We start from the raw sequence: 24,239 nt of genomic DNA, 5'->3' as shown, positions 1-24,239 counted from the left end.
ATGGACAAGTCCAACGGCCAGGTGCTGCTGGTCACAGGCGGCGGACGCGGCATCGGCGCGGCCACCGCGCGGCTGGCGGCGCAGCAAGGCTGGGCGGTGGCGGTGAACTACACCGCGAACTCCCTGGCGGCCGATGAAGTGGTGCGCGACATTCGCGCCAGCGGCGGCAACGCCATGAGCGTGCAGGCCGACGTGGCCGACGAAGATCAGGTGCTGGCCATGTTTGCGCGCATCGACGCCAAGCTCGGTCACATCACCGGCCTGGTCAACAACGCGGGTGTGGTGGACGTCACCCTGCGGCTGGACCAGCAGAGCGTGGCACGGTGGCGCCGCATGTTCGACATCAACGTGATCGGCTCGCTGGTCTGTGCGCGCGAAGCCGTGCGGCGCATGAGCACCCAGCACGGCGGCACGGGTGGCTCCATCGTGAACGTCTCCAGCGCCGCTGCGCGCCTGGGTGCGCCCGGGCAGTACGTGGACTACGCCGCCGCCAAGGGCGCCATCGACACGTTCACCATCGGCCTCGCCAAGGAGGTGGCCACCGAAGGCATCCGGGTGAACTGCGTGCGCCCGGGTTTGATCGACACGGACATTCACGCCTCCGGCGGCCTGCCCAACCGGGTGCGCGACCTGAGCCCGGAGATTCCCATGAAGCGCGGTGGTGACGCCGACGAGGTGGCCCACGCCATCGTGTGGCTGCTGTCGGATGTGTCGAAGTACACCACCATGTCGTTCATCGACGTGTCAGGGGGACGCTGATGAACAACGACCCCCACGCTCCACCGTTGCACGGGTCGCTGCCCCCCGAGGGGGCCGGTTCCGCCTTGGGGCGGCCCGGCGGCGGAACATCACCCGCGGACATCACGATCTGGTGGGAAGACCTTCAGGTCGGGGAAACACGCGATCTGGGCACCATCACGCCCACCGAGGAAGAAACCGTGGCCTTTGCCCGCCAGTTCGACCCGCAACCTTTCCACCTCGACCATGAGGCGGCTAAAGCTTCGGTGTTCGGCGCGCTCAGCGCCAGCGGCTGGCACACCTGCGCCATGGCCATGCGGCTGATGGTGACCAACTTTCTGGTGCACACCTCCAGCCTGGGGTCGCCCGGCCTGGAAAGCCTGAAGTGGCTCAAGCCGGTGTTCCCCGGCGACACGCTGCGCCTGCAGCACACCATCACCGAGAAACGGCCCATGAGCAAACGGCCGGACGTGGGACTGGTGCGCACGATCTGGGAGATGCACAACCAACATGGCGACAAGGTTCTCCACATGGAGGGGTACGGCATGTTCAGGCTGAGAGAGCCCCCACGCTCCGCCGCTGCGCGGGTCGCTGCCCCCCAGGGGGGCTGATCCGGCTTGGGGCGGCCCGGCGCCGGATCGCCCGCGCGCTTGCGCCATCCCTCACAATCGCCGGCATGGATTTCAAGCCGCTGATCACCCTGCTCGCCATCGTCAACCCGCTGGCGATCGTGCCCTTCTTCATCCACTACACGCAGGGGTTCTCGAAGAAGCAGCGGCGCCGCACGGTGCTCATTTCGGCATTCAGCGCATTCGCGGTCATCGCCACCTGTGCCATCGTCGGCCTGCAGATCCTGGAGTTCTTCAGCATCTCGCTGGCCAGCTTCCAGGTGGGCGGTGGCATGCTGCTGCTGACTTCGGCCCTGTCGATGCTCAACGCGCAGCCGGCCGAGGCGAAGACCACGCCAGGCGAGGTGGAAGACGCGTCGGCCCGCGCCTCCATCGCCGTGGTGCCGCTCACCATTCCATTGCTCACCGGTCCTGCCACCATGTCCACCGTGGTGATCTACGCGGACCAGGCCAAGACCCTCTTCCAGCACGCCGCGCTGGTTGGCTACGGTGTGGTCATCGCCGTGGCCACGGCCATCTGCTTCACGCTCGCCGAGCCGATCGCGCGCTTCCTGGGCCAGACCGGCATCAACGTGATGACGCGGTTGATGGGTCTGATCCTGGCCGCGCTGTCGGTCGAGGTGATGGCCACCGGCCTGGTGAAACTCTTCCCGGCGCTGCTGGGCTGATCACTTCACCTTGGCAATTTCAGCGCGGAACTCTGCCAGCACAGCGCGAGCGTTCTTCAGGCCCCGGCCTTCGGCTGCCGCCACCCACTTGTCTTCCAGCGCGGCCTGCTTGGCCTTGACTTCGTTCACGAAGGCGTCGTTGGCCATCTGGCGCTGCACGCCGGTCTGCTTCTGGATGTCGCGCGAGGCTGCGTCGGTGCGGTCCCAGCCGGCGCCGAAAAGGCGCGCTGCCGCTTCGCCCGACACCTTGTCGATGGCGGCTCGCTCCTCGGGCTTGAGTCCCTTGTACTTCGCCTCGTTCATCATGAAGACGAAGCTGGTGTTGTAGAGACCGCCGGGAAAAGTGGTGGCGTATTTCACCATCGACAGTCGCATGGACTGCAGCGATTCGTCGGGGAAGAAGGTGCCATCCATCACCCCGGTGGAGAGCAGTTCAAACGATTCCGTAGCGGGCTTCAAGGTGGTGTTCCAGCCCATGGCCTTGGAGAGTTCGTTGATGTTCCCGCCGCCGATGCGGAACTTGAGCTTGGCCGCATCGGCCGCCGAAGTGACCGGCTGCTTGACAGTGAAGATGATGCCCGGGCCGTGCGTGAACACCGCCAGTGCCTTCACGCCCCGGTGCTCGCCGATGGGCGCAAAGTACTTGTCGTAGATGCGCTGGTAAGCCACAGAGGTGGTGGTGGAACTGTCGCCCAGGAACGGGAATTCCGCCACCTGGGTGAAGATGAAGCGGCCGGGGGTGTAGCCGTCGACCGTGAAGGACACGTCGGCCAGGCCGTCACGCACCGCGTCGAATGTGCCGGGCGGTGCGGACACGGCCTTGGGAAGCAAATTGCACTTCACGCTGCCCTTGGTTTCCTTCTCCACGGCTTCGCACCACTGGTTCTGCGCCATGGTGGCGCCGTGCGAAGGCGGCAGCCAGGTGGAGACGCTGAGCACGGTCTGGGCATGGGCCAGCCCTGTGGCAGTCAGCAGCGTGGCAGCCAGCGGGGCGAGCAGATAGGTAGGGCGGTTCATCGTGGTCTCCGTGGTGGTCAGGCCGTCTCGGCCGTGGGGTGGGAAGCGGTGGTGGCGCGTTGCTCTGCATGCACACGGGTTTCGAGCAGGCGGCGGAATTGAACGAGTGCAGCGTCCATGGCCAGCGGCAGCATGGGCAGCGTGGGATTGAGCTGGATGTTCCGGTGTTGCGCCGTGATCATGTCGCGGTCTTCGTTGAAGGCACCCACCAGGCTGTTGAAGATGCTCTCGGTCACCGTGTCGTCGCCCTCGTCCACCGGGTGCGACTGCTGGAAGAAGTAATGCGTGGTGGTGGCGGTCTCGGGCGTGAGCGTCTGGCAACTGTGCAACCGGACCGAGGGCCCCGGCGAGTCAGGCGCCGCGCCGGTGGGCCGTCCGCCGGAATGCATGAGCAGGGTGCCCGGCAGCAGGAATTCATAGACAAACCAGCGGTCCAGGTTGGTCTCGAAGCGCCGAAAGCGCTGGTAGAACGGCGGCGGCGGCACGTCGTTCACATGGCGCGACACCTTGATCCCCATCTGCGGCCAGTCGTCTGTGGCGCCGGGCACCGGTTCGATCAGCGGACGCGATTGTGCAATGCGCGTGGAGCCTCCCAGCGATTTTTCATGCACGAAGCTCAGGTGCGAGAAATCGAGCAGGTTGTCGCAGATCAGCAGGTAGGGCGTGTCGTAATGCAGGTAGCCCGGCTTGTGCTTCCACTGCGGACTGTCGCAACTGAAGTTGTCGGGCAGCAGCGCGGTGTCGGCCTTGGCCACGTCGCCCATCCACACGAACACCCAGTTGTTTTTCACCGCCACCGGGTAGCGGCGCACGCGGGCCTTGACCGGCACGATCTCGATGCCCGGCGCTTCCACGCACTGGCCCTGGGGATTGAATTTCAGCCCGTGGTAGCCGCAGCGCACGCAGTCGCCCTCGCGCCGGCCGGCGGACAGCGGCGCATGGCGATGGCAACAGCGATCCTCGAGCGCCACGATCTCGCCCACCTGCGTGCGGTAGACGAGCACCGGTTCGCCCAGCACCGTGCGTGTGAACAGTTGCGGGGCGTCGGCCGGCGGGACCTCGTGGTCCCAGGCAATCACGTACCAGCAGTTTCGCAACCACATGGTGGTTCTCCTTCGTTCATCGGGCCATGCTAGGTGCGCGCCCACCCGGGCTTGTCCCCTTCGAGGGGGATGGTCAGGGTCTCTTCAGACCAGCCAGCGCGCCAGGCCCAGGCGATGTGCCGGCAATCCGGCCTCGGCCAGTTTGAGGTAGGCGCGCTTGCGCAGCGTGACCACCGTGGACGGCGCCACGTCCAGATCGCCTGCGATGCCGTCGGCACTGAGGCCGCAGGCGATGCGGGCGCAGACGGCGCGCTCGCGCGGCGAGAGCACGGGTGCCAGGCGTGATAGACGCCGTTCGGCCTGTGCCACCTGCGCCTGGCGGTCAGTCACCACGGCGCCCACCTGCAGCGACGCGTGGTGCGCCTGGCGCAGCAAGGGCGCCAGCGCCAGCAGCTGCGCGATTTCAGACGGCTGGAAGAAGCCCTGGCGATCGTCGCGGTAGAGGTGGATGGCCTGCACGGCGCCGGGTGCCGGGGCGTGCAGCAGTGTGAAACGCTCGGTGAGGCGTTCGCGCACGTAGATGTCGTCGCGCCAGCCGGCCACCGGCAATTCATCGGCGCGGCAATGCAGCACCGCCACTTCGCGCGCGGGACGTTCGGCCACGCGGTCGGCGATGCGCATCACCGAGTCGCTGCGGAAGTAGCTGCGGCGGTAGATCGCGAAGCACTCGGCCACGACGTCGCGGCCATGCGTGTCGCGCGAACTGCCTTCGATGAGTTCGGGTGTGTGGCGCTGGAAGGCGACGAGCGAGAGGTATTGCACTGGCACCACCTGCTGGATGGCACGCAGCAGGCGGGCGGCGCTGAGGGGCGCGCTCGCCACCTCGAGCAGGCCCTGGACCACGGCCGCGGGCACCGCATGGCCGGCGGTGGGGGCGTCCAGGGTCCAGGTGGAAGGCATGGGCCGATTCTTCTGCGCCCCGCCGCTGATCACCAGCGGGCTAACCCTGCCGGGCAGGAGCGTCGGGGTAAAGCCCGAGCGTCCGTGCCTGCAGGCGAGAGAGGCCGAGCAGCGCATCGGTGAACGGCGTGGGCACGCCGGTGAGCTGGCCGAGCTCTCGCACCACGCTCACCAGGGCGTCGAGCTCCACAGGCTTCTTCGCCTGCACGTCCTGCAGCATCGAGGTCTTGAAGGCGCCGAGCTTGAGCGTGACGGCGTGTCGGTCTTCGGGCTGTTGCTCGATCGGAATGCCGATCTGCGCGCCGATGGCCTTGGCCTCGAGCATGACGCTGCTGATGAAGCCACGGACCAGTTCGTCGCCCAGGATGCGGTCGGTGGTGGCGCCGGTGAGTGCGCTCACGGGGTTCACCGTCATGTTGCCCCAGAGCTTGTACCAGACGTCTTTCTGGATCTGGGGGGAGATGCTGGCGTTGAGGCCGGCGCGCTGCAGCAGCTCGGCCAGTGCCACCACGCGTTCGCTGCGTTCGCCCGAGGGCTCGCCGACGATGAGGCCGTTGCCGAAGTGGTGGCGCACGATACCGGGAGCGTCGACCGAGCAGCTGGCGTGCACGACGCCACCGACGACATTGCGCGCGGGAACCGCGCGGTCGATTGCACCGCCCGGGTCCACGGCCTGAAGGCGCGTTCCGGATCGGGGCCCACCAAATTCATTGAAGAACCACCAGGGCACGCCATTCATGGCGGTGAGCACCACCGTGTGGCGACCGATCAGCGGAGCGATGCTGCGCGCGACTTCGGTCATGGAAGGCGCCTTCACGGCCACGATCACCAGGTCCTGCACGCCAAGCGCCACCGCGCTCGACGACGCCTCCACCGGAGCACCGATGAGCTTGCCGTCCTGGTGCAGCTGCAGGCCATCGCGCTGCAGGGCAGCCAGCGTGTCGCCGCGGGCGAGCGCGCTCACCAGGCAGCCGGTGTGCGAGAGCAGCACGCCGAGCCAGCCACCGATGGCTCCTGCTCCGACGATGGCGATGCGTTGAAAGTCGGGTGCGGACAAGGTTTACTCCAGGTAACTGCGGTCGAGTCGGTTGACCTGCCGGACCAGCGCATCGAACACATCACGGCCCGCGCCGTGGTGGGGATTGAACTGCAGCGCGTCGCGTGTGCAACGCGCGGCGATGGCTTCGGGCACGGGAATGGCCGCGTCTGCGCCACCCATGGAGAAAGTGGCCATCTGGATCTCGCAGGCGCGCTGCAGCGTCCAGAGAATGGCAAACGTCTGCGGCAATGTGGCACCCCAGGCCAGCAGGCCGTGGTTGCGCAGGATGACGGCGGGTTTGTCGCCGATGCTGCGCAGCAGGCGCGGCGCTTCGTCGGCGTGGATGGTGATGCCTTCGAAGTCGTGGTAGGCCACCATGTCGTGCAGCTGGGCGGTGTAGAAGTTCGTCTGTTGCAGGCCACCCTTCAGGCAGGCCACGGCCACGCCGGCGGTGGTGTGGGTGTGCATGACGCAGTGCGCGCCTGCCAGCGCATCGTGGATGGCGGCGTGCACGGTGAAGCCCGCCGGGTTCACGGGATGCGGCGATCCATCGAGCACCTCGCCCCTGATGTTGATCTTCACGAGGTTGCGCGCCGTCACCTCGCTGTAGTGCAGGCCGAACGGGTTGATCAGGAACTGTTTGTCTTCACCGCACACGCTGGCGGGAAGCCTCAGCGTGATGTGGTTGTAGATCATCTCGGTCCAGCCCAGCATGGCGAACACGCGGTAGCAGGCGGCAAGCTCCATGCGCGCGGCCCACTCATCCGGGTGCATGCCAGCGGGCGTGGTGCTGGCGGGATTCAGTGCGGTGTTCATGGAGACATCTCCTTCAGTAGGTGTTGCGCACGGCGTCGCCCGCGCCCTTGTACTGCGCGAGCAAGCTGGTGGCGCCTGCGGCCAGCAGCATGGTGTCGGCGCCCACGGCCACGAACTGTGCGCCGGCCTCAAGCCACTGTCGTGCCAGCTGCTCCGTGGTGGCCAGGATCCCCGGCGCCTTGCCCGCGGCGCGGATGCGGGCGATGCCGTCGAAGATGGCGGCCTGCACGTCAGGGTGACCGGCGTTGCCAGGATGACCCATGGACGCGCTCAGGTCCGCCGGGCCGATGAAGACGCCGTCCACACCCGGCGTGGCGGCGATCGCATCGAGGTTCCTCATGGCTTCGACGGTCTCGGCCTGCACGAGCACGCACACCTGCGCGTTGGCCTCGTGCACATAGCGCCCGTGTGCTTGCCAGCGCGACGCCCTCGCCAGTGCGCTGCCCATGCCGCGGATGCCGGCTGGCGCGTAGCGCGTGGCCTTCACCACCAGGTCGGCCTGTTCGGGCGTGTCGATCATGGGCACCAGCAGCGTCTGCACGCCGATGTCCAGGTACTGCTTGATCAGCGCCACGCCGACGTCCCCCGTGCCCACCGGCACACGAACCACGGGGTGCGAGCGCCGGTCGCCAAAGGCGAGTTGCGCGCTGGCCACGGCCTGGAGCTGCGCGAGCGTGCTGCGCACGTCGTTGGGCGCGTGTTCGCCATCGATGAGCAGCCAGTCGAAGCCGATGCCGGCGATGAGCTCGGTGCTGTAGGCGCTGGCGAGCGCCGCCCACAGGCCGATGGGCGACAGGCCGGCGGCGAGCGCCTGCTTGAAGGAGTTGACGGGTGTCTGCATGAAAGTAGCGATCAGACGAACTTGAAACGAAGGGTGCCGAGCGGGCCGTAGTCGGCCTCGAACAGGTCACCCGCCCTGGCCGCGACCGGCCGCGTGAACGACCCGGCCAGCACGATCTGGCCCGCGTGGAGCGACTCGCCCCAGGGCGCCAGCTTGTGCGCGAGCCACGCAATACCGATGGCCGGATGACCTTGCACCCCGGCTGCCAGGCCGGTTTCCTCCACCGCGCCGTTCTGGCGCAGGATGGCGCCGCACCAGGGCAGGTCGGTGGTGCGCGGGTCGGCGCGGTAGCGCGCGTCTCCCTCTCCGATGACGATGCCGGCATTGGCCGCGTTGTCGCTGATGGTGTCGAACACCTTGCGCATGGCCTTGGTGTGCCGGTCAAACTGCTCGATGCGTGCATCGATGATCTCGATGGCGGGCGTCACATAGTCTGTGGCGGCCAGCACGTCTTCCACTGTCACGCGCTTGCCCTGGAGCGGCGCCTTGAGCACGAAGGCCAGCTCCACTTCCACGCGCGGCGCGATGAAGCGGCTTGCGGGAATCTCCAGCACTTCGCCCGCTCGCGCGATGAACTTCATGCTGTCGAGCAAGGTGCCGAAGTCGGGTTCGTCGATCTGGCTGGAGAGTTGCATGGCGCGGCTGGTGAGGCCGATCTTGTGCCCGATGACCTGTTTGCCACTGGCCACCTGCAGGGCCACCCAGGCTCTGCCGACGCGGTAACCATCTTCGATGGTCATGCCGGGGAAACGTCGGGAGAAATGCTCCAGCGGCACGCGCGTCTGTGCCGACTGCTCGAGTTCGGCGGCCAGTTGCTGGATGAGGGCGTCGTCAAGCATGGGTTCAGTTCCGGTTGAAGAGCGGGTGCAGGGAGCTGGTCTTGGCGTCGAACACTTCGTGGCCTTCGTCCACCTGCACGGTGATGCCGATGGGGCGAGCGGCGAGCCGGGCGGCGAAGCGGGCCTTCACCACGGCCTGCAGCGCATCGCCCACGCGCTGGTGCACTGCGGCGCTGCGCCCCTTGGCCATGCGAACGTTCATGTAGACGAAGGCATAGTCGTCACCCAGGCCGGCTGCGATGCCGGCCGCGCCACCGTCGGCCACGGCGCTGTGAGCGGCCGGGTAGGCGAGCACACGTGTGCCGCCAGTGGGGAACACCTGCCGGTCGGTTTCGTCGCGCACCCCCAGCATCGCGTCGCAGAGCTCGCGGCACAGCGCGCCCATGTCGACACCGCCCTGCGCAGCGGGCTGGTCCAGGTTGGGGGTGTAGAGGATGACGAGGTGGGGCATGGTCGGGTTCAGAGGCGGCTCACGGCCTGGTAGCCAGCCGCAGACGAGGCTTGCGGCGCGGGAATGGCCGCACCGGTCTGCGGGGTGACCGGGAACACCGCGTTGATCTGGCCAGTGCCGGAAGCGCCGAAGTAGGGTGTGATCACTTCGGCGCGGCCGTCGTAGTCGCTCCACCCGAGTGCGCCGAGCATCATGGCGGTGTCGTGCATGAAGCCTTCGCCGTGGCCTTTCGCGGCGTATTCGGGCAGCATCTCGCAGAAGGCTTTCCAGTCGCCGTTCTCCCACATCTGCACGACGCGGCGATCGAGCGTTTCAAGGAAAGGGCTCCAGATCCTGAAGGCGAATTCGGGCGCGAGGCCGTTCTGCGCGAAGCGGTGGCTGAGGGAACCGCTGGCGAAGAAGGCCACCGTCCCGTCGTAGTGGTCTTCGACGGCCTTGCGCATGGCCCAGCCGAGGCGCACGCTGTCGTTGAGGTAGTGCGACTGGCAGAGAGCGGATACGGAGATGGCCTTGAAGTGCCGGTCGGCGTTCATGTAGCGCATGGGCACGAGGGTGCCGTATTCGGGGCCGAGGGTGGTGGCACCGTGAGCGAGAGTTTCCACGCCATGCTCGTTGCACACTTTGGCGAGCAGCTGGCCGAGCTCGGGGTTGCCGGGAATCTCGTAGGCCATGTTGCTGATGAAGTGGGGCAGTTCGTTGCTGGTGTACGTTCCCTGGAAGTGAGGTGCGCAGTTGAGGTGGTAGCTGGCGTTGACGAGCCAGTGGGTGTCGAAGACGACGATCGTGTCGACGCCGAGTTCGCGGCAGCGGCGGCTGATTTCCGTGTGGCCGTCGATGGCGTCCTGTCTGGTGCCTTTGCGTGGTCCGTCGAGTTCGCTGAGGTACATCGAGGGGACGTGGGTGATCTTGGCGACCAGGGCTAGTTTTCCCATGGTTTGTTCCTTGGTGTCGGTGGGTTGCTCCGTGGCTTTCCGCACTGGGGTGGCCACCTCCGCGAATGTCCCCCGGGGCCTTCGGCCCCTCCTCCTTTATTTCGCTGCGGTGGACACCCCAGTGCGGAAAGCCACTCCGAACCACGCATCCGGAAAGACGAATGCACACACGCCCCTTTAGATCGAGCGTGCAGGGCGCTCTGCGCAGCGAAATAAAGGGGGAGGCGGCTCCAGCCGCCGGAGGACATTCGCGGAGCAGAGCGCCCTGCCCGTTCGATCCCGCCAACACCTATGAGCGAAGCAGCTGAAAACAAATCACACCCCCCAATGAGGAATGTGATGCGCCCCAAGAGAAACAGCCACGTTCTTGGGCTCGAGAAACACCTCATAACTCCAGGTCCCGCCTTCGCGCCCAGTGCCACTTGCCTTGGTGCCACCAAAGGGTTGACGCAGGTCGCGCACGTTCTGCGAGTTCACGAAACACATGCCCGCTTCGATCGATGCCGCCACCCGGTGCGCACGCCCCAGATTCTCCGACCACACGTAGCTGGAAAGACCGTACTGGATGTCGTTGGCCAGCTCGATCGCATGGGCCTCGTCCTGGAACGGAATCAGGCACGCCACCGGGCCGAAGATTTCCTCTTGCGCGATGCGCATGCGGTTGTCCACATCGGCGAACACCGTGGGCCAGACGTAGTTGCCTTTGGCCACGCGACCGGGCAGTTCCGGCGCGTAGGAAGGCCGATCCAGCCCACCGCACAACAACGTGGCGCCTTCCTTCGGTCCCAGCTCGATGTAGCTGCGCACCTTGGACAGGTGCGCTTGGCTGATCATCGGGCCCACGATGGTCTTCTCATCGAGCGGATCACCCACGGTGATGCGCCGGGCGCGCTCGGTGAACTTCTGCACGAAGTCCGCGTAGATGCTCCGCTGCACCAGGATCCGGCTGCCCGCTGTGCAGCGTTCGCCGTTGTTGCTGAAGATCATGAACACCGCCGCGTCGAGCGCGCGGTCCAGGTCGGCATCGTCGAAGATCACGAACGGACTCTTGCCGCCCAGCTCCATGCTGAACTTCTTCAGGCCTGCGCTCTGCACGATGCGGTTGCCGGTGGCGGTGGAGCCTGTGAACGAAATGGCTCGCACGTCCGGGTGCGCGCACAGCGGCTCGCCCGCTTCCTTGCCGTAGCCGTGCACCACGTTCAGCACGCCCGCCGGGATGCCGGCCTCGAGCGCCAGCTCTCCCAGGCGCGCAGCGGTGAGCGGGCTGAGTTCGCTCATCTTCAGCACCGCGGTGTTGCCGAACGCCAGGCACGGCGCCACCTTCCAGGTCGCCGTCATGAAGGGCACGTTCCACGGGCTGATGAGCGCACACACGCCCACCGGGTGGAACAGCGTGTAGTTCAGGTGCGTGGGCGTGGGGTAGGTGTGGCCGTCCACCCGCGTGCACATCTCGGCGAAGTACTGGAAGTTGTCGGCCGCGCGCGGAACGAGCTGCTTGCCGGTTTGTGAGATGACCTGGCCGCTGTCGTTGGTCTCGGTGCGCGCGATCTCCGGCACGTGGGCAGCAATCAGTTCGCCCAGCTTGCGCATGAGCCGGGCACGCTCTGTGGCTGGCAGGCCGGCCCACTTCGGAAAGGCGGCCTTGGCCGCCGCAACCGCCGCGTTCACCTGCTCTTCGCCACCAGTGGACACTTCGGCCAGCACCTCCTGCGTGGCGGGGTTGATGGTGTCGAACGTGGTGGGGCCCGGGACGGCCTGGCCGTTGATGAGGTGCTGGATCGTCATGAAGATGCGGGGAGGTGTTGCTTGATGGTGTTGACCAGTTCGCCAATGCCTTCGATGGACGTGACGATCACGTCGCCGGGCTGGCAGTCGACCACCCCGTCGGGCGTGCCGGTGAGGATGAGGTCGCCGGGCTGCAGCGTCATGAAGCCGCTGAAGTATTCGATCAGCGTGGGCACGTCGAAGATCATGTCGCTGGTGTGGCCTTCCTGCGTGACCTGGCTGTTCACCGTGGTGCGCAGCGCGAGGTTCATGGGGTCGGGCACATCGGCCGCGTCCACCAGCCAGGGGCCGATGGGCGTGCAGGTGTCGCGGTTCTTCACGCGCAGGTTCGGGCGGTACCAGTTCTCCAGGTAGTCGCGGATGGCGTAGTCGTTGGCCACGGTGTAACCTGCCACGAAATCCAGTGCGTCGGCTCGGGTCACACGCCGGGCGGTGCGGCCGATGACGACCGCCAGTTCGCACTCGTAGTGCATGTAGCTCACGCCGGCAGGGCGCACCGTGAACTGGCGATGGCCGATGAGCGTGGCCTCGCCCTTCACGAACGCCAGCGGTTCCTCGGGTGCCTTGAAGGCGAGTTCCTTCGCGTGGTCGGCGTAGTTCAGGCCCAGCGCGAGCACGGTGCGTGGGCGGTTCGGTGGCGTGGGTGGCAGCGGCGGCAGCCACACCACTTCGTCGAAAGAGAGCAGCCGGCCCTGGTGGTCGCCCGCCGTGAGTTCCAGCTGGCCTTGTGATTCGATGGCGTCGTGCACCTGGCCACCCCATTCGATGCGTGCGTGCTTCATGCCGACTCCTCCGCCACGAAGCTGTGCACCACCGGCTTGAAACCCGGCGCGGTGATTTCCACCGTGTCACCCGCGTGAACCAGTTCGCGCCCGCCTTCGGGCAGGCAGTCGGTTCCGGTCATGAGCACGTCGCCGGGTCGAAGCGACATGAATTCGCGCACGTCGGTGAGCAGGGTGACGGCATCGCGCACCCACTCGCTCATCCGCGTGGTCTGCTTGTGCACACCATTGCGGTGGAGTTCGATCTCCAGTTCGCGAAGGGCATCGAGCCCGCCCAGCGCATCCAGTGGCACGCATTCGGGGCCGAGGCCGAGGAAGCCGTCCACGCAGCGCGTCCTGACCGGCGGGCGGTAGTAACTGTCGTGCGCCACCGCCACGTCGTTGAGCAGCACGATGCCCGCCACGCCGCCGGCGCCCATCACCAGCCCCAGCGAGGCTGCCACCTCCACCGAGGCGCCCGAAGGCAATGCAATGGGCTGGCCAGTCGGCGTGAAGGTGTTGGCGGTTTTCACATAGAGCACCGGGGCCTTGGGCGGTGCCTGGTACGGCGCTTCGTTCATGTGCGGCGCCCAGAGCGCCAGTTCGTGCCGGAAGTTGAGCAAGGTTCCGTACACGGTGCCTTCGGGCAACCAGCCGGGACTCAAGGGGGTTGTGTTCATGCTTCGAGCACCTCGGCTTCCATGGGTTGCTCCAGTGCGATCACTTCGTCGAGCAGGGTGTAGAGCTGCGCGAGCCTGGCTTTGCCCAGCCTCTGCTCCAGCCAGGCGTAGTGCGCTTCGATGGTGCCGGACAAGGCCTTCACCAGTTTCAGGCCGGCGGCGGTGGCGCGCACCACGGTGCGGCGCGCGTCCTGCGGGCAGCGGCTGCGCTCGATCAGGCCGTCTCGCTCCATGCGGGTGAGCACGCCGGTGAGACTGGGGCCCAGCAGAAAGGCTTCGCGCGCCACGCGGCCGGTTTCCACGCCGCCGGGCGACTGCGCGTGTTCGCCCAGCACGCGCAACACGCGCCACTGCTGGTCGGACAGGCCGTGCTCGCGCAGGCTCGGGCGGGTGTGCAGCATCACGGCCTCGCGCGCTTCGAGCAGCAGGCGCGGCAGGTTGCGGTGGGCAAATGGTGTGTCGGTGTTGCTCATTTATTTAATATGTTAAATGAATTCTTTGGAAACACATTCAGGGTTTACCCACCCAGGTACCGCGGCGAGAATGCCGTGCATGAACGCACTCACCGCACTGCTCGGCACCGAACACCCTCTGATTCAGGCGCCGATGGCGGGCGTGCAGGGCGCCGCCCTGGCAGTGGCGGTGAGCAACGCGGGCGGCCTGGGTTCGCTGCCCTGCGCGATGCTCACGCCCGAGACGATGGCGCAACAACTGAGCGCGATTCAGGAGGGCACGACGCGGCCCTACAACGTCAACTTCTTCTGCCACACGCAGCCCGAGCCCGACGAGGCTCGCGAAGCGGCGTGGCGCTTCTGGCTCGCGCCCCACTACGAAGAAGCGGGCATCGACATCCACCAGGTGCCCACCGGCGCGGGCCGCGTGCCTTTCAACCGCGCGGCGGCCGACATCCTGGAGCGCTTCCGGCCCAAGGTGGTGAGCTTTCATTTCGGCTTGCCGGACATCGACCTGCTCGAACGCGTGAAGGGCTGGGGCAGTGTGGTGATCTCTTCGGCCACCACCATCGAGGAGGCGCGCTGGCTGGAAGCCTTTGGCGTCGACGCGGTCATTGCGCAAGGCGTGGAAGCCGGCGGGCACCGGGGCATGTTCCTCACCGACGACCTCACCACGCAGATGGGAACGATGGCGTTGCTGCCGCAGATCGTCGCCGCCGTGAGCGTACCGGTGATCGCCGCCGGCGGCATTGCCGATGCGGCCGGCGTGGCCGCCGCCATGGCGCTCGGCGCCTCAGGCGTGCAGGTGGGCACGGCCTACCTGTGCAGCTTTGAAGCCACCACCAGCGCTGTGCACCGCGCCGCCTTGCAGACCGAGGCCGCGCACCACACCGCGCTGACACACGTGTTCACCGGTCGCCCGGCGCGTGGCATCGTCAACCGCGTGATGCGCGAGCTCGGCCCGATGAACCCGGCCGCACCGGCCTTTCCGCTGGCCACCGCCGCCATGGCGCCCTTGCGTGCGCACTGGGAGGCGCACGGCAGCGGCGATTTTTCGCCGCTGTGGTCGGGTCAGAACGCCAGCCAGTGCCGCGAGCTGCCGGCGGCGGACATCACCCGCGACCTGATCCAGGGCTTCAGCGCCGGGCGTTGAGCCAGCGCTTGAGGCCGCGTTCGTCGCCCACCGTTTCGAGGTCCTGCGACAGGCCGGACAGCGCGGACTCCAGCGAGCGCGCTTCGTCGATGCGTTGCTGCAGCAAGCTGTTGGCATTGGGTGAGGTGCCTTCGGGAAGATCGAACTCGGCGGCCAATGAGGCCTGCAGCGCCGCGCGCTCGCGCTCCAGCGAAGCCACCTGCGCCTTGAGCAGGAGCGTGAGCGCAGCCAGGCGTTCATCGGGCAGGCGGTGCACCGCATCGGGATCGGCCAGTTCGGCGCGCGACTGGATCTGCAGCAGCGTGACCAGGTCGCGCTTCTCATAGGCAGCGTTGGCCTCGCTCATGAGGGCGGTCTTGCGCAGGCGGGCCGCGGGGTCGCTCTCCCGGTCCGGATGCAATGCGCTGGCCAGCTGGCGGAACAGGCGACGCAGCAGCGTGTCGGCGCCCTGCTGTTCGGCTTCGCGCAACGCACGACCCGGACGCTTGCGCGCTCGTCGCGCCTCTGCGGCATCGCGCCGGCGTTCCTGCGCTTCCTGTTGCGACCGGCGCAAGCGTTCCATGCCGGCCCGCACCAGTTGTTCAGCGCTCAAGTCCTGTCCGTCATCTGCAAGCGGTTCTCCCAGCACGGTCTCCAGCCGCTGACGCAGGGCGTCGGCGTGATCCTGGCGCAACTGCGCCAGCGACCGTGGACTGTGGCGATCGTGCAGTTCGCGCACCGCGACATCCCCCTCCTCGGCCAGCGTGCGCGCCAGGTGACACAAGGCGTCGCGCGCCACGGTCGCCTGGCCCTGGCTCAGCAGCTTGCCCTGCAGATGAGCGTCGAGCGCCAGCGCCAGTTCACGCTGGCGCTGCCCCACCTGCAAGCGCAAGGGTGCCACCGCATCGTGCAATGCCTGACGGTGCTGCCGGCCCAGCGCGTCGAGTTCGGCAAGCTGGCTGCGCAGCTTGTCGATGCGCGTGAGCTGCAGGTTGTAGGCGCGCGCGGCGGCCGAGAGCGGTTGCGCGCTCGGGGGCAGCACGCGCAGGGCGTTGGCAGCGGGCGGGGTTTGGGGCATGTCCACTCGACTATATTGCCCGGCACAAGAGATTGGCCCGAGCCATCGAATGCGCTCTGGCTGGCCTGAGCGCCGCAAAAACCCCTGCCTCGCACGGTTTACATGCGCAGCCGGTTCAGGGCGTCGTCCGGGATGCCATCGCCCACCCGACGCGCCTTGGGAGGTAGTCATTTGGCTTAAACAGACAAAGACGTTCACCGGGCGCGATGCTTGCTTGCTTCGCGCCCATGCCTCCCCACCGCACCGACCCCGACGCTCCGCCCGGCACCGACTGGCACGCCCAGGAGTTGCTGCTGATGCGCGAGGTGATGAAGCTGGTGGGGCGCAGCCTGGCGCCGGCTTTCGTGTTGCGGGAAATGATGCACCTGATGAGTGAGCTGCTGGGCCTGAACCGGGGGCGCATGGTGCTGGCGAGCGAGGCGCCTATGGGTGGCAAGCTGAGCGAGCGCACGGCGTCCATCCGCCACGCCTACGGCCTGACCGCCGAGGAGGTGCAGCGCGGCACGTTTCGCTGGGGGGAGGGCATCACCGGTCGGGTGCTGGCTTCGGGCCTGCCGGCCATCGTGCAGGACGTGGACGCCGAGCCGCTGTTCCTGTTTCGCACCGTCCCGCGAGACCGTCTGCCGCCGCAGACCGTGGCCTTCATTGCGCTGCCGATCGACGTGAATGGCGCGACCATAGGCGTGCTGGCGTGTCACCGCATCCGCAGCCGGCAGCGCCACCTGAACGACGACCTGGCGGTGCTGCGCATCCTGGCCACGCTGGCGGGGCAGTTGCTGCAACTGGAGCAACTGGTGGCCGAGCAGACGCGCCAGCTGATGGCGCGCAACGCGGCGCTGGCGCGCGCGCTTGACAGCGCGAGTGCGCGCTACGGCCTCATTGGCCAGTCTCCGGCCTTGCTGCAGGCCCTGAGCGAACTCGAGCGCGTATCCCAATCGCAGGCCACGGTGTTGCTGCTGGGCGAGTCGGGCACGGGCAAGGAGTTGTTTGCGCGCGCGGTGCACCTGGCCAGCGGCCGGCACGACCAGCCGTTCATCAAGGTGAACTGCTCGGCGATTCCGGAGACGCTGTTCGAGTCCGAACTGTTCGGCTACGAGAAGGGGGCCTTCACGGGCGCGAACGCGGCGCGCGCGGGGTGGTTCGAACAGGCCCACGGCGGCACGATCTTCCTGGACGAGATCGGCGAACTGCCGCTGGCCATGCAATCGAAGCTGTTGCGCACGCTGCAGGAGGGCACGCTGGTGCGGCTGGGCGGCACGCGCGAAGTGACGGTGAACGTGCGGCTGGTGGCCGCGACCAACCGCGAACTGGCCGCCGAGGTACAGGCCGGCCGGTTCCGGCAAGACCTTTATTACCGCCTCAACGTGATCCCGATCCGCCTGCCCAGCCTGCGCGAGCGCGGCGATGACATCCGCGCGCTGGCGCTGCACTTCGTCAACCGGGCGAACCAGACGCACCAGCGCAATGTCAACCTGGCGCCGGATGCGCTGGCGCGACTGCAGGCCCATCCCTGGCCCGGCAACATCCGCGAACTGGGCAACCTGATCGAGCGGCTGGTGCTGCTGGCCGACCACACGCTGGTCACTGCCGAGACGCTGGAACGTTTCATGCCGCCGATGCCTGGCAACGCCCTGACGCCCGCCCAGCCTGGAGAGGCCGGCCAGGTGCGCGACTACCAGAGCGTGCGATCGCACAGCGCACAGAGCCTGCGGGATGCGCTGGCGCAGCACCAGGGGAACCAGTCGCGCGCGGCTCAGAGCCTGGGGCTCACGTTGCGGCAGTTCAGCTACCGGTTGCGCAAGGCGGGGCTGCGGTGAAGGGTGGGGACGAAAGTTTGGTTGAAAGCCAACGCGCGGGATGAGTGACAGCATCTGCGCAGTTCCTCAAGACTTGACCGAAGCCGCCATGAAAACCATTGACGAGATGCTGAACCTGGCCTTGCTGACCCCGGATGAGCACCAACAGATCAGCCGCTGGATTGCGCAGGCCGACTCGCCCGAAGAAATCTTGAAGATGCCGCCGCCGCTGTGGCGGGCGGTGGAGCGGGCCAGTGCGGTGATGGGGATCGATGAGGATTTGCTGCGGCAGCCTGCGCTGGACGCGGATGACTTGGTTTGGAGGTAGGGGACGCGCCGGTCAGCCCAAACGCCTATCTAGCGGCCAAGATCGGTAGGGCAAACGGGTCGGAAATCGATCGGAGGCTGCACATCAGCCTGCCATCGCGAACTACAGCTTTAGACTGGCTGCGGACATTCATGGCCATGCGCTGAACGTGCGATCTGCACCATATTGCAGTCAATCAGTCGTTGGGCATGAAGTTCTCCGGGTTGCAGGCAGCGGTGCCACGGCTAGACTGCCGCAATCGGCCAGAAGCGGACTTTTGGCCCACTAGGTCGAGAGTCTGCTCTGCCGTTGCTCCTAAGTGTTGTGGAACGCCACAAGCGACCAATGTGCACGCAAACCTGCCGCTGGCGGTCGAACCTGTCCGAACACTGGACGCGACGACTTACGCGTACCGGAGCGAAGGCAGCAGAAATGTCTCAGGAGATACCTTGTCACCATCTTCAGAAGAAGCCTTTTTGCGATTGCGCCCAAGGCTGATGGCCATCGGCTATCGAATGCTCAGCTCCGTCGACGAGGCCGAAGACCTGGTGCAGGATGTTTGGCTACGTTGGCATGATGAAGTCGAGAATCAACGTAAAGCCGTGCTGGTTCCAGAGGCCTGGCTTATCACGGTCGCCACGCGAATCGCAATTGATCGCTTGCGTTCTGCCAAACTGCGCAGAGAAGCCTATCCAGGCCTCTGGCTTCCCGAACCACTGCTCAGCGACGGCCCAGCCACACCGGAGCAAATCCACGAAGCTGCCGATGATGTCTCCGTAGCCTTCTTGGTGTTGCTCGATTGCCTGACGCCAGAAGCGCGCGCTGCGTTCCTGCTCCGGGAGGTCTTTGAAGTCGACTATGAGCACATTGCGGCGACGATCTGCAAAAGCGAGGCGACGGCTCGTCAAATCGTGCACCGTGCAAAGCAACGCCTGGCGGCGGCGCGCGGCGTGGACAGGCCGAGCTCGCGAACCCCGTCGCCGGAGCAGTACGCACTTCTGCATCGCCTGATACAGGCCATCATGAAAGGTGATTTCAGCGGGATACGCGCTTTGTTGGCCGAAGAAGCTGCCTTGGTTGGTGACTTTGGCAAACACGGTCCAAGCTTGCGCAACCCCTTGAGCGGAGCTCAGCGCATTGCCCAGCTCTATTACGCGCACCACCTGCGGCATGGCCACAGCATGTGTCTTGAACTGGCATTTTTGAACGGTGAATGGGCTCTACTGCGTTACCTGCAAGGGGAACTGGAGTCCGTTCAGTCCTTTGAGTACAACCGTGGCCGCATCTCGCAGGTGCGGATACAGCGTAATCCGGACAAATTGGCGCGCCTCAAACGCCACAGCGATTTGCTGCCAGAGCGAAATCCACACTGATTTACCGTTCCTGTGGACAGGCCGCCACAACACTTGCTGCACGCCGATGTTCGTCGCCATTTTTTCCATCACGTGTCACAGCGCCTTCGTGTCAAACGTCTTGTGAGCAGGAGGTCGACTTCGGTCTCCGCCCATCATTGATACTGAAGGAATCTGATCTATGAATCGAGCTGTATGGTTTCAAGCCTCTCCTCAGGGCGCCAAGGCTGTCGGAACACTGCATCACTTTGTCACCAAAGACACTGGCCTACCGAGCCTACTGACTCATTTGGTCTTCTTACGCGTTTCTCAAATCAACGGTTGTGCGCACTGCATCGACATTCACACGCGTGATCTGCTTGCTGAGGGGATGTCGGTCGAAAAGTTGGTACTCGTTCCTGTTTGGCACGAGGCGCAGTACTTGTTCTCTGAGCAGGAGCGCGCTGCGTTAGCGTGGTGCGAGGAGGTGACGCTGGTGCGCGAAACTCACGCCTCCGATGAGGCCTACTCGGCCGCATTGACCGCGTTTGGTGAGAAGGATTTGGTGGATCTGACTCTCACGATCGCCACCATGAATGCTATCAATCGCATGGGCATAAGCTTCCGCATGAAGCCCCGCGCCAAATCGTGAAACTACTGGCGGATCCGCGACTACGTGGCTGAACGGTTGCACCAGGCCTGCGGTCTGCCTGTCACCTAGACCGCCGCAATACGGTCGTCGACATGACTGTAGCCACAGGCGGCAACGGGCCCTGAGCGGTCATATGGCCAAGTGCCGCAAAGCCGCCACTGCAGTTGCAGCGGTCTGCAGGCACTGTCACAGCACGTGGGTGCTCGCAAGTAAAGTGCCCAACGCTTAGGGTGCCCGACCCGTCAATCCTCTGTCCAGCCGCATCCACACGGCTTCAAGCCCGTGGTGTTAATTGGGCTCGATGGCGGGAGTTCCGTGAATCACTTCGCTGGCTGAATCGCGAACGGTACGCCGATTGCGATGGTCTGCTCGGGCGCATCGACACTCATGTCTGAGGCGATCATCACAGGCATTGGCGAGCCGGGGATCCAAGTCAGGTTGCCGTCTTTGCCGATCTGGACCCGCTTCATGTGATACAGGCCGATCGCGGGAACCAGGCTGATTCCTTCATAGCCTTTGGGCACATCGAATTCGAGCGGGACGCTGCCCGCTTTGGTCTCAGGGACATACTCCGGAATGTTTGCAAAGACGCCGATCGCCTGACCGCTCGGTGTCAACAACTGGCCCCAGATCGTGTAGGCGTAACCCTCGACCATGTTGGCGTAGTTGACCTTCGCGATGATCTTGCCACCATTGCCAGGAAGCGACCGGCCGCCATCCGCAGTCGTGGCGGTCACCTGGATGCTCTGGATGGCGTGCAGTTGAATGGTCTGAGAGGGGTTTGCCAGATCATCGAGTTTCGCGACCACAACACCCTTGGCGGTTTCTCCTTTGTAGAGGTTCACCACCACGACGTAGTCGATGTTGAATTCGGTCCGGTTCTGCGGAACCGGCAACTCAAGTTTGGCGGTTCCTGAAGAAGACTTGGCTGTGAATGTCGTGGTCACGGCTTCACCGACCAAACTTTTTGTGGTCAGGTTGTAGAGCTGGCCAGAGGCCGTATAGGTCTCACCGGCGGCCAGACCGGTGTACGTCAGCGCGTTGCCAACCGTGCCGCCGAGGCGGGTGAAGAAACGGTTGTTGTCTGCGGTGTCGAGCGCGAGGCCTTTGAGATTCACCGCACCCTGGCCGAGGGCCGCGCCGGTCACGAGAGTGGCTGACAGGGCCAGACCCATGGCACCGACAGCGGAAATGCGGGAAGGGACACTCCATTTCATGGACGTTTCTCCTGGCAAATTGATATGCACCGGAAAGCTAAAGTGTCTTTTCGATGGTTTCAATTGGTCCAGAACAGCGTAGCGGGCAAAGGCTGCGAGGTCTGTGCCCTACCGAACGCAGGCGAAGGCCGCTTGCGCACAGGCATTGCCCGCGCGTGGTGTTCCACTCCGGCCAGTACCCCTGCTCGCAGCCTCGATACCTGAATCTCGCGCAGCCGGTTTGCTGCAAGTGGAGACTTGTTCATTCACGGTCATCGTTGAGCTCGCGGAGTTCAGCCAGGAAGTACCCGATGCGGCCGTCCGTCAGCCATGGCTTCTCCGTTCTTGGGTTTGGGTAGGGCGTTTCAGGCGGCCTGGAGTCGCGCCAGCACGGCGCGCGCGGCAGCGGCCGAGGAGGCGGGGTTTTGCCCGGTGATCAATTGGCCATCGGTGACGACGAAAGACTGCCAGTCTTCTCCCTTGTGGTACAGACCCCCGTTGGCTTCGAGCATGTCCTGCACGAGGAAGGGCACTACTTGGGTCAGCTGCACGGCTTCTTCCTCGGTGTTGGTGAACCCGGTGACCTTCTTGCCTTTGACCAGTGGCGAGCCATCAGCGGACTTCGTGTGGCGAAAAACGGCGGGTGCGTGGCACACCGCCGACACGGTCTTTCCGGCGGCAACCATCGTCTCAATCAACTGGATGGAGTTTTTGTCCTCGGCCAGGTCCCACAAGGGGCCATGGCCACCCGGGTAGAACACCGCGTCGAAGCCTTCGCCAGTCACATCAACCAGAGGAGTGGTGTGAGCCAGTGCTTCGATGGCCACCGGGTCTTTCTTGAACCGCCGTGTGTCATCGGTCTGCGCGTCTTCATCGTCGCTCTTTGGGTCGAGTGGCGGCTGCCCACCCTTGGGAGAAGCAAGCACGATCTCGGCACCGGCGTCTTTGAAAACGTAGTAGGGCGCAGCAAACTCTTCCAGCCAGAATCCCGTCTTTTTGCCCGTGCTGCCGAGTTGGTCGTGTGAGGTCAGGATCATCAGAATTTTCATTGGGGGGTTCCTTGGGTTGAACACCAGTGCCTGAACGGCGGTGCATTGGGGGTGGGAGGCACACGGCGCGCCAATCGAGAAACGGGAGGCCCGCAGCAACGCTCATGACCATGAAAGTCAGTCAGTAGGTTGCCGCCAGCAGGCCAACTTCGTCTGTTCGTCAGCGAACTCAGCAAGTTGCCTTGCGCCGACGTGAAGGAACGTCCGGTCGGCCCGGTGCTCCTCATGCACGTCTGGGTCCATGTGATGTCGCCTCGATGTCACAACGGCAGCCCAACACTGTGTCGACACTATGTCGACACAGTGTTGGGCCTACGGCCCCACCAGCTTGTTGCCGCCACCAACGCCCGCCTACCCCAATTCCGATAAACCCAACAAATTCAACGCCCTTCAAGCGTTGACTCGCTTGCCCACCACCCTGGCACGTTGGTTGCGCTAGAGACCTCAGGCAATCCCGCCTTCCGCCACTTCCGCGAGGTCTCCATGAGCATTGAAGCCACCCTGATCGCCCCCGCCCAGCTTGCTGCCCTGCAGTCGTCCGAGCCCGTCGTGGTCATCGACACGCGCGACGCGGACACCTTTGCCGCCGGTCACATTCCCGGCGCGGTGAACCTGCGCGAGGTGTTCACGTACCTCGCCACCTCCACGCCAGAAGGCCTGCAGGCGCTCAAGGCCACCTTTGCCGAAGCGCTGGGCGCCGCCGGCCTCTCGGGCAAGGAAACCGCCGTGTTCTACGAAGACGCGATGAACAGCGGCTACGGCCAGTCGTGCCGGGGCTACTACCTGCTGACCTGGCTGGGCTACCCGAAGATCAAGGTGCTCAACGGCGGCTTCAGCGCCTGGAAGGCGGCGGGCCTGCCGGTTTCCACGGAAGCGGCCACGCCGGTGCCCGCCACGTTCCCCGAGTTGGCGATGACCGACGTGATGCTCACGCAGGCCGACGTGCAGGCCGCGCTGGGCACCGACACCGTGCTGCTGGACGTGCGCGATGTGGACGAGTGGATCGGTGACAGCTCGTCGCCCTACGGCAAGGATTTCGCACCGCGCAAGGGCCGGCTGCCCGGCGCCAAGTGGGTCGAGTGGTACCGCTTCATGAAGCCTTCGGCGCAAGGTCCGGTGTTCAAGACGCCCGACGAGGTGAAGGCCGAGTGCGCCACCGCCGGCATCGCGCCCGATGACACCGTGTACCTCTACTGCTTCAAGGGCGCGCGTGCGTCCAACACCTTCCTGGCGCTCAAGCAGGCTGGCTTCAGCGACGTGCGCATGTACTTCGGCTCGTGGAACGAGTGGTCGCGCGACGACAGCCTGCCCATCGAGACCGGCCTGCCCGTGGCGAAGTCGAGCAAGAAACCCAGTCTCGCCCTCGCTGCCTGATCCCTCACCGCTTCTTTCAACACCCTGGAGACACCATGTCCGCCACCGACACCCTTGAACCCACCAGCCCCGTCACCACCGTGAAGGCCTACCTGCGTCCCATCGACGGCACCGGCCTGGCTGCCTTCGCCGCCAAAGGCAAGGCCAACCCGGCCAGCCGGGGCACCAACAAGGTCCACACCGTGATGGAGGGGCAGTACCGCTCGCTGTCCTATGTGGGTCAGCACGCGCCGGTGGTGGTGGACGAGCCGCTGCACCTGTTCGGCGAAGACACGGCGCCAGCGCCGGGCGAGATCGTGCTCTCGGGCCTGGGCGGTTGCCTGGCGGTGGGCATCACGGCGGTGGCCACCTGGAAGGGAGTGAAGCTGAGCAAGCTGGAGGTTTTCCTGGAGGGCGACATTGGCAACCCCGCCGCCTGGGGCGCTGGTGGCGCGCTGGAGAAGACGCCGCCCGAGATGGGCTTCCAGGCCATCCGTGTGAAGGTGCTGGTGGAGGGTGATGCGTCGCGCGAGGTGCTGGACGAGATCGTGCAGCACGCGAACTTCTATTCGCCCGTGGCCAACAGCATGCGCAATCCGATTCCCTTCGAGATTGCGTTGGCATGAAGGCTTCGACAGGCTCAGCCCGAACGGTCTTGCTGCCGTTCGCCCTGAGCCTGTCGGAGGGTATCCCC

General features: G+C 65.6%; 26 protein-coding genes. 10 read left to right on the top strand and 16 right to left on the bottom strand.

Annotation, left to right across the window (positions count from 1 at the left end):
- The 3 genes from ACTIEY_RS19405 to ACTIEY_RS19395 all read left to right on the top strand — a co-directional run bounded on the left by ACTIEY_RS19405 (nucleotide 1) and on the right by ACTIEY_RS19395 (nucleotide 2,035).
- Nucleotides 1-759: an SDR family oxidoreductase gene (locus tag ACTIEY_RS19405; RefSeq protein WP_439520785.1), complete on the top strand. Its 759-nt coding sequence runs from the start codon at nucleotides 1-3 to the stop codon at nucleotides 757-759.
- Nucleotides 759-1,349 carry a MaoC family dehydratase gene (locus ACTIEY_RS19400; protein WP_439520784.1) on the top strand — a complete coding sequence of 197 codons (591 nt, stop codon included), beginning with the start codon at nucleotides 759-761 and terminating at the stop codon, nucleotides 1,347-1,349. Before ACTIEY_RS19405 ends, ACTIEY_RS19400 begins: the two co-directional genes overlap by 1 nt.
- A 65-nt stretch (nucleotides 1,350-1,414) precedes the next feature.
- Entirely contained in the window at nucleotides 1,415-2,035 is a 621-nt protein-coding gene (locus ACTIEY_RS19395; protein ID WP_439520783.1) for a MarC family protein, read from the top strand.
- Here the strand turns inward: ACTIEY_RS19395 and ACTIEY_RS19390 are convergent, their stop codons facing one another.
- From ACTIEY_RS19390 to hpaR, 13 genes are all read right to left on the bottom strand, one after another.
- Entirely contained in the window at nucleotides 2,036-3,052 is a 1,017-nt protein-coding gene (locus ACTIEY_RS19390) for a TRAP transporter substrate-binding protein (protein ID WP_439520782.1), read from the bottom strand.
- Between the two features lie 17 nt (nucleotides 3,053-3,069).
- Nucleotides 3,070-4,155, bottom strand: a complete 1,086-nt coding sequence (locus tag ACTIEY_RS19385) for a Rieske 2Fe-2S domain-containing protein (RefSeq protein WP_439520781.1) — start codon at nucleotides 4,153-4,155, stop codon at nucleotides 3,070-3,072.
- An 84-nt stretch (nucleotides 4,156-4,239) separates the two neighbouring features.
- Nucleotides 4,240-5,055: a helix-turn-helix transcriptional regulator gene (locus tag ACTIEY_RS19380; RefSeq protein ID WP_439520780.1), complete on the bottom strand. Its 816-nt coding sequence runs from the start codon at nucleotides 5,053-5,055 to the stop codon at nucleotides 4,240-4,242.
- Between the two features lie 40 nt (nucleotides 5,056-5,095).
- Nucleotides 5,096-6,112 (bottom strand): 2-dehydropantoate 2-reductase, encoded by a 1,017-nt coding sequence (locus tag ACTIEY_RS19375; protein ID WP_439520779.1) that lies wholly within the window; start codon nucleotides 6,110-6,112, stop codon nucleotides 5,096-5,098.
- A 3-nt stretch (nucleotides 6,113-6,115) separates the two neighbouring features.
- A complete protein-coding gene (locus ACTIEY_RS19370; RefSeq protein ID WP_439520778.1) occupies nucleotides 6,116-6,910 on the bottom strand; it encodes a class II aldolase/adducin family protein in 795 nt (264 codons plus the stop codon).
- Between the two features lie 13 nt (nucleotides 6,911-6,923).
- Entirely contained in the window at nucleotides 6,924-7,751 is an 828-nt protein-coding gene (locus tag ACTIEY_RS19365) for an aldolase/citrate lyase family protein (RefSeq protein ID WP_439520777.1), read from the bottom strand.
- 11 nt (nucleotides 7,752-7,762) lie between these two features.
- The gene (gene hpaH, locus ACTIEY_RS19360; protein ID WP_439520776.1) at nucleotides 7,763-8,590 is read right to left on the bottom strand and encodes a 2-oxo-hept-4-ene-1,7-dioate hydratase; all 828 of its coding nucleotides are present in this window, start codon (nucleotides 8,588-8,590) and stop codon (nucleotides 7,763-7,765) included.
- Between the two features lie 4 nt (nucleotides 8,591-8,594).
- Entirely contained in the window at nucleotides 8,595-9,041 is a 447-nt protein-coding gene (locus ACTIEY_RS19355) for a 5-carboxymethyl-2-hydroxymuconate isomerase (protein ID WP_439520775.1), read from the bottom strand.
- An 8-nt stretch (nucleotides 9,042-9,049) separates the two neighbouring features.
- On the bottom strand, nucleotides 9,050-9,973 hold the full coding sequence (gene hpaD / locus ACTIEY_RS19350) for a 3,4-dihydroxyphenylacetate 2,3-dioxygenase (RefSeq protein ID WP_439520774.1): 924 nt from the start codon (nucleotides 9,971-9,973) through the stop codon (nucleotides 9,050-9,052).
- A gap of 315 nt (nucleotides 9,974-10,288) precedes the next feature.
- Complete coding sequence (gene hpaE / locus ACTIEY_RS19345; RefSeq protein ID WP_439520773.1) at nucleotides 10,289-11,758, bottom strand: 5-carboxymethyl-2-hydroxymuconate semialdehyde dehydrogenase; 1,470 nt, start codon at nucleotides 11,756-11,758, stop codon at nucleotides 10,289-10,291.
- Complete coding sequence (locus ACTIEY_RS19340; protein ID WP_439520772.1) at nucleotides 11,755-12,540, bottom strand: fumarylacetoacetate hydrolase family protein; 786 nt, start codon at nucleotides 12,538-12,540, stop codon at nucleotides 11,755-11,757. Before ACTIEY_RS19340 ends, hpaE begins: the two co-directional genes overlap by 4 nt.
- A complete protein-coding gene (locus ACTIEY_RS19335; RefSeq protein ID WP_439520771.1) occupies nucleotides 12,537-13,199 on the bottom strand; it encodes a fumarylacetoacetate hydrolase family protein in 663 nt (220 codons plus the stop codon). The genes ACTIEY_RS19340 and ACTIEY_RS19335 overlap by 4 nt, the downstream gene beginning before the upstream one ends.
- The gene (gene hpaR, locus ACTIEY_RS19330) at nucleotides 13,196-13,672 is read right to left on the bottom strand and encodes a homoprotocatechuate degradation operon regulator HpaR (protein WP_439520770.1); all 477 of its coding nucleotides are present in this window, start codon (nucleotides 13,670-13,672) and stop codon (nucleotides 13,196-13,198) included. Before hpaR ends, ACTIEY_RS19335 begins: the two co-directional genes overlap by 4 nt.
- A gap of 79 nt (nucleotides 13,673-13,751) precedes the next feature.
- On the opposite strand from hpaR, the gene ACTIEY_RS19325 reads away from it, so the two are divergent.
- Complete coding sequence (locus ACTIEY_RS19325) at nucleotides 13,752-14,804, top strand: NAD(P)H-dependent flavin oxidoreductase (RefSeq protein WP_439520769.1); 1,053 nt, start codon at nucleotides 13,752-13,754, stop codon at nucleotides 14,802-14,804.
- Here the strand turns inward: ACTIEY_RS19325 and ACTIEY_RS19320 are convergent.
- Entirely contained in the window at nucleotides 14,788-15,861 is a 1,074-nt protein-coding gene (locus tag ACTIEY_RS19320) for a hypothetical protein (protein ID WP_439520768.1), read from the bottom strand. The two genes, ACTIEY_RS19325 and ACTIEY_RS19320, sit on opposite strands and share 17 nt — an antisense overlap.
- A 227-nt stretch (nucleotides 15,862-16,088) precedes the next feature.
- Here ACTIEY_RS19320 and ACTIEY_RS19315 point away from each other — a divergent pair, with 227 nt between their 5' ends.
- The 4 genes from ACTIEY_RS19315 to ACTIEY_RS19300 all read left to right on the top strand — a co-directional run bounded on the left by ACTIEY_RS19315 (nucleotide 16,089) and on the right by ACTIEY_RS19300 (nucleotide 19,947).
- Entirely contained in the window at nucleotides 16,089-17,678 is a 1,590-nt protein-coding gene (locus tag ACTIEY_RS19315) for a sigma-54 interaction domain-containing protein (RefSeq protein ID WP_439520767.1), read from the top strand.
- A gap of 88 nt (nucleotides 17,679-17,766) precedes the next feature.
- The gene (locus tag ACTIEY_RS19310; RefSeq protein WP_439520766.1) at nucleotides 17,767-17,985 is read left to right on the top strand and encodes a hypothetical protein; all 219 of its coding nucleotides are present in this window, start codon (nucleotides 17,767-17,769) and stop codon (nucleotides 17,983-17,985) included.
- Between the two features lie 428 nt (nucleotides 17,986-18,413).
- Nucleotides 18,414-19,337, top strand: a complete 924-nt coding sequence (locus ACTIEY_RS19305) for a sigma-70 family RNA polymerase sigma factor (RefSeq protein ID WP_439520813.1) — start codon at nucleotides 18,414-18,416, stop codon at nucleotides 19,335-19,337.
- A 160-nt stretch (nucleotides 19,338-19,497) separates the two neighbouring features.
- On the top strand, nucleotides 19,498-19,947 hold the full coding sequence (locus tag ACTIEY_RS19300; RefSeq protein WP_439520765.1) for a carboxymuconolactone decarboxylase family protein: 450 nt from the start codon (nucleotides 19,498-19,500) through the stop codon (nucleotides 19,945-19,947).
- 320 nt (nucleotides 19,948-20,267) lie between these two features.
- On the opposite strand, the gene ACTIEY_RS19295 is transcribed toward ACTIEY_RS19300, so the two are convergent.
- Both ACTIEY_RS19295 and ACTIEY_RS19290 read right to left on the bottom strand, forming a co-directional pair.
- Entirely contained in the window at nucleotides 20,268-21,164 is an 897-nt protein-coding gene (locus ACTIEY_RS19295; protein WP_439520764.1) for a VaFE repeat-containing surface-anchored protein, read from the bottom strand.
- Between the two features lie 344 nt (nucleotides 21,165-21,508).
- Nucleotides 21,509-22,192: a type 1 glutamine amidotransferase domain-containing protein gene (locus tag ACTIEY_RS19290; protein WP_439520812.1), complete on the bottom strand. Its 684-nt coding sequence runs from the start codon at nucleotides 22,190-22,192 to the stop codon at nucleotides 21,509-21,511.
- A gap of 483 nt (nucleotides 22,193-22,675) precedes the next feature.
- Between ACTIEY_RS19290 and ACTIEY_RS19285 the strand changes: the two genes are divergently transcribed.
- The gene (locus ACTIEY_RS19285; RefSeq protein ID WP_439520763.1) at nucleotides 22,676-23,566 is read left to right on the top strand and encodes a sulfurtransferase; all 891 of its coding nucleotides are present in this window, start codon (nucleotides 22,676-22,678) and stop codon (nucleotides 23,564-23,566) included.
- A gap of 35 nt (nucleotides 23,567-23,601) precedes the next feature.
- A complete protein-coding gene (locus ACTIEY_RS19280; protein ID WP_439520762.1) occupies nucleotides 23,602-24,171 on the top strand; it encodes an OsmC family protein in 570 nt (189 codons plus the stop codon).
- Nucleotides 24,172-24,239 lie beyond the last annotated feature (68 nt).

The organism is Hydrogenophaga sp., from assembly GCF_051858985.1.
Classification (GTDB): Bacteria; Pseudomonadota; Gammaproteobacteria; order Burkholderiales; family Burkholderiaceae_C; genus Hydrogenophaga.
The sequence above is the reverse complement of the archived record's forward strand: the minus strand, read 5'-3'. Positions and strand labels throughout refer to the sequence as shown.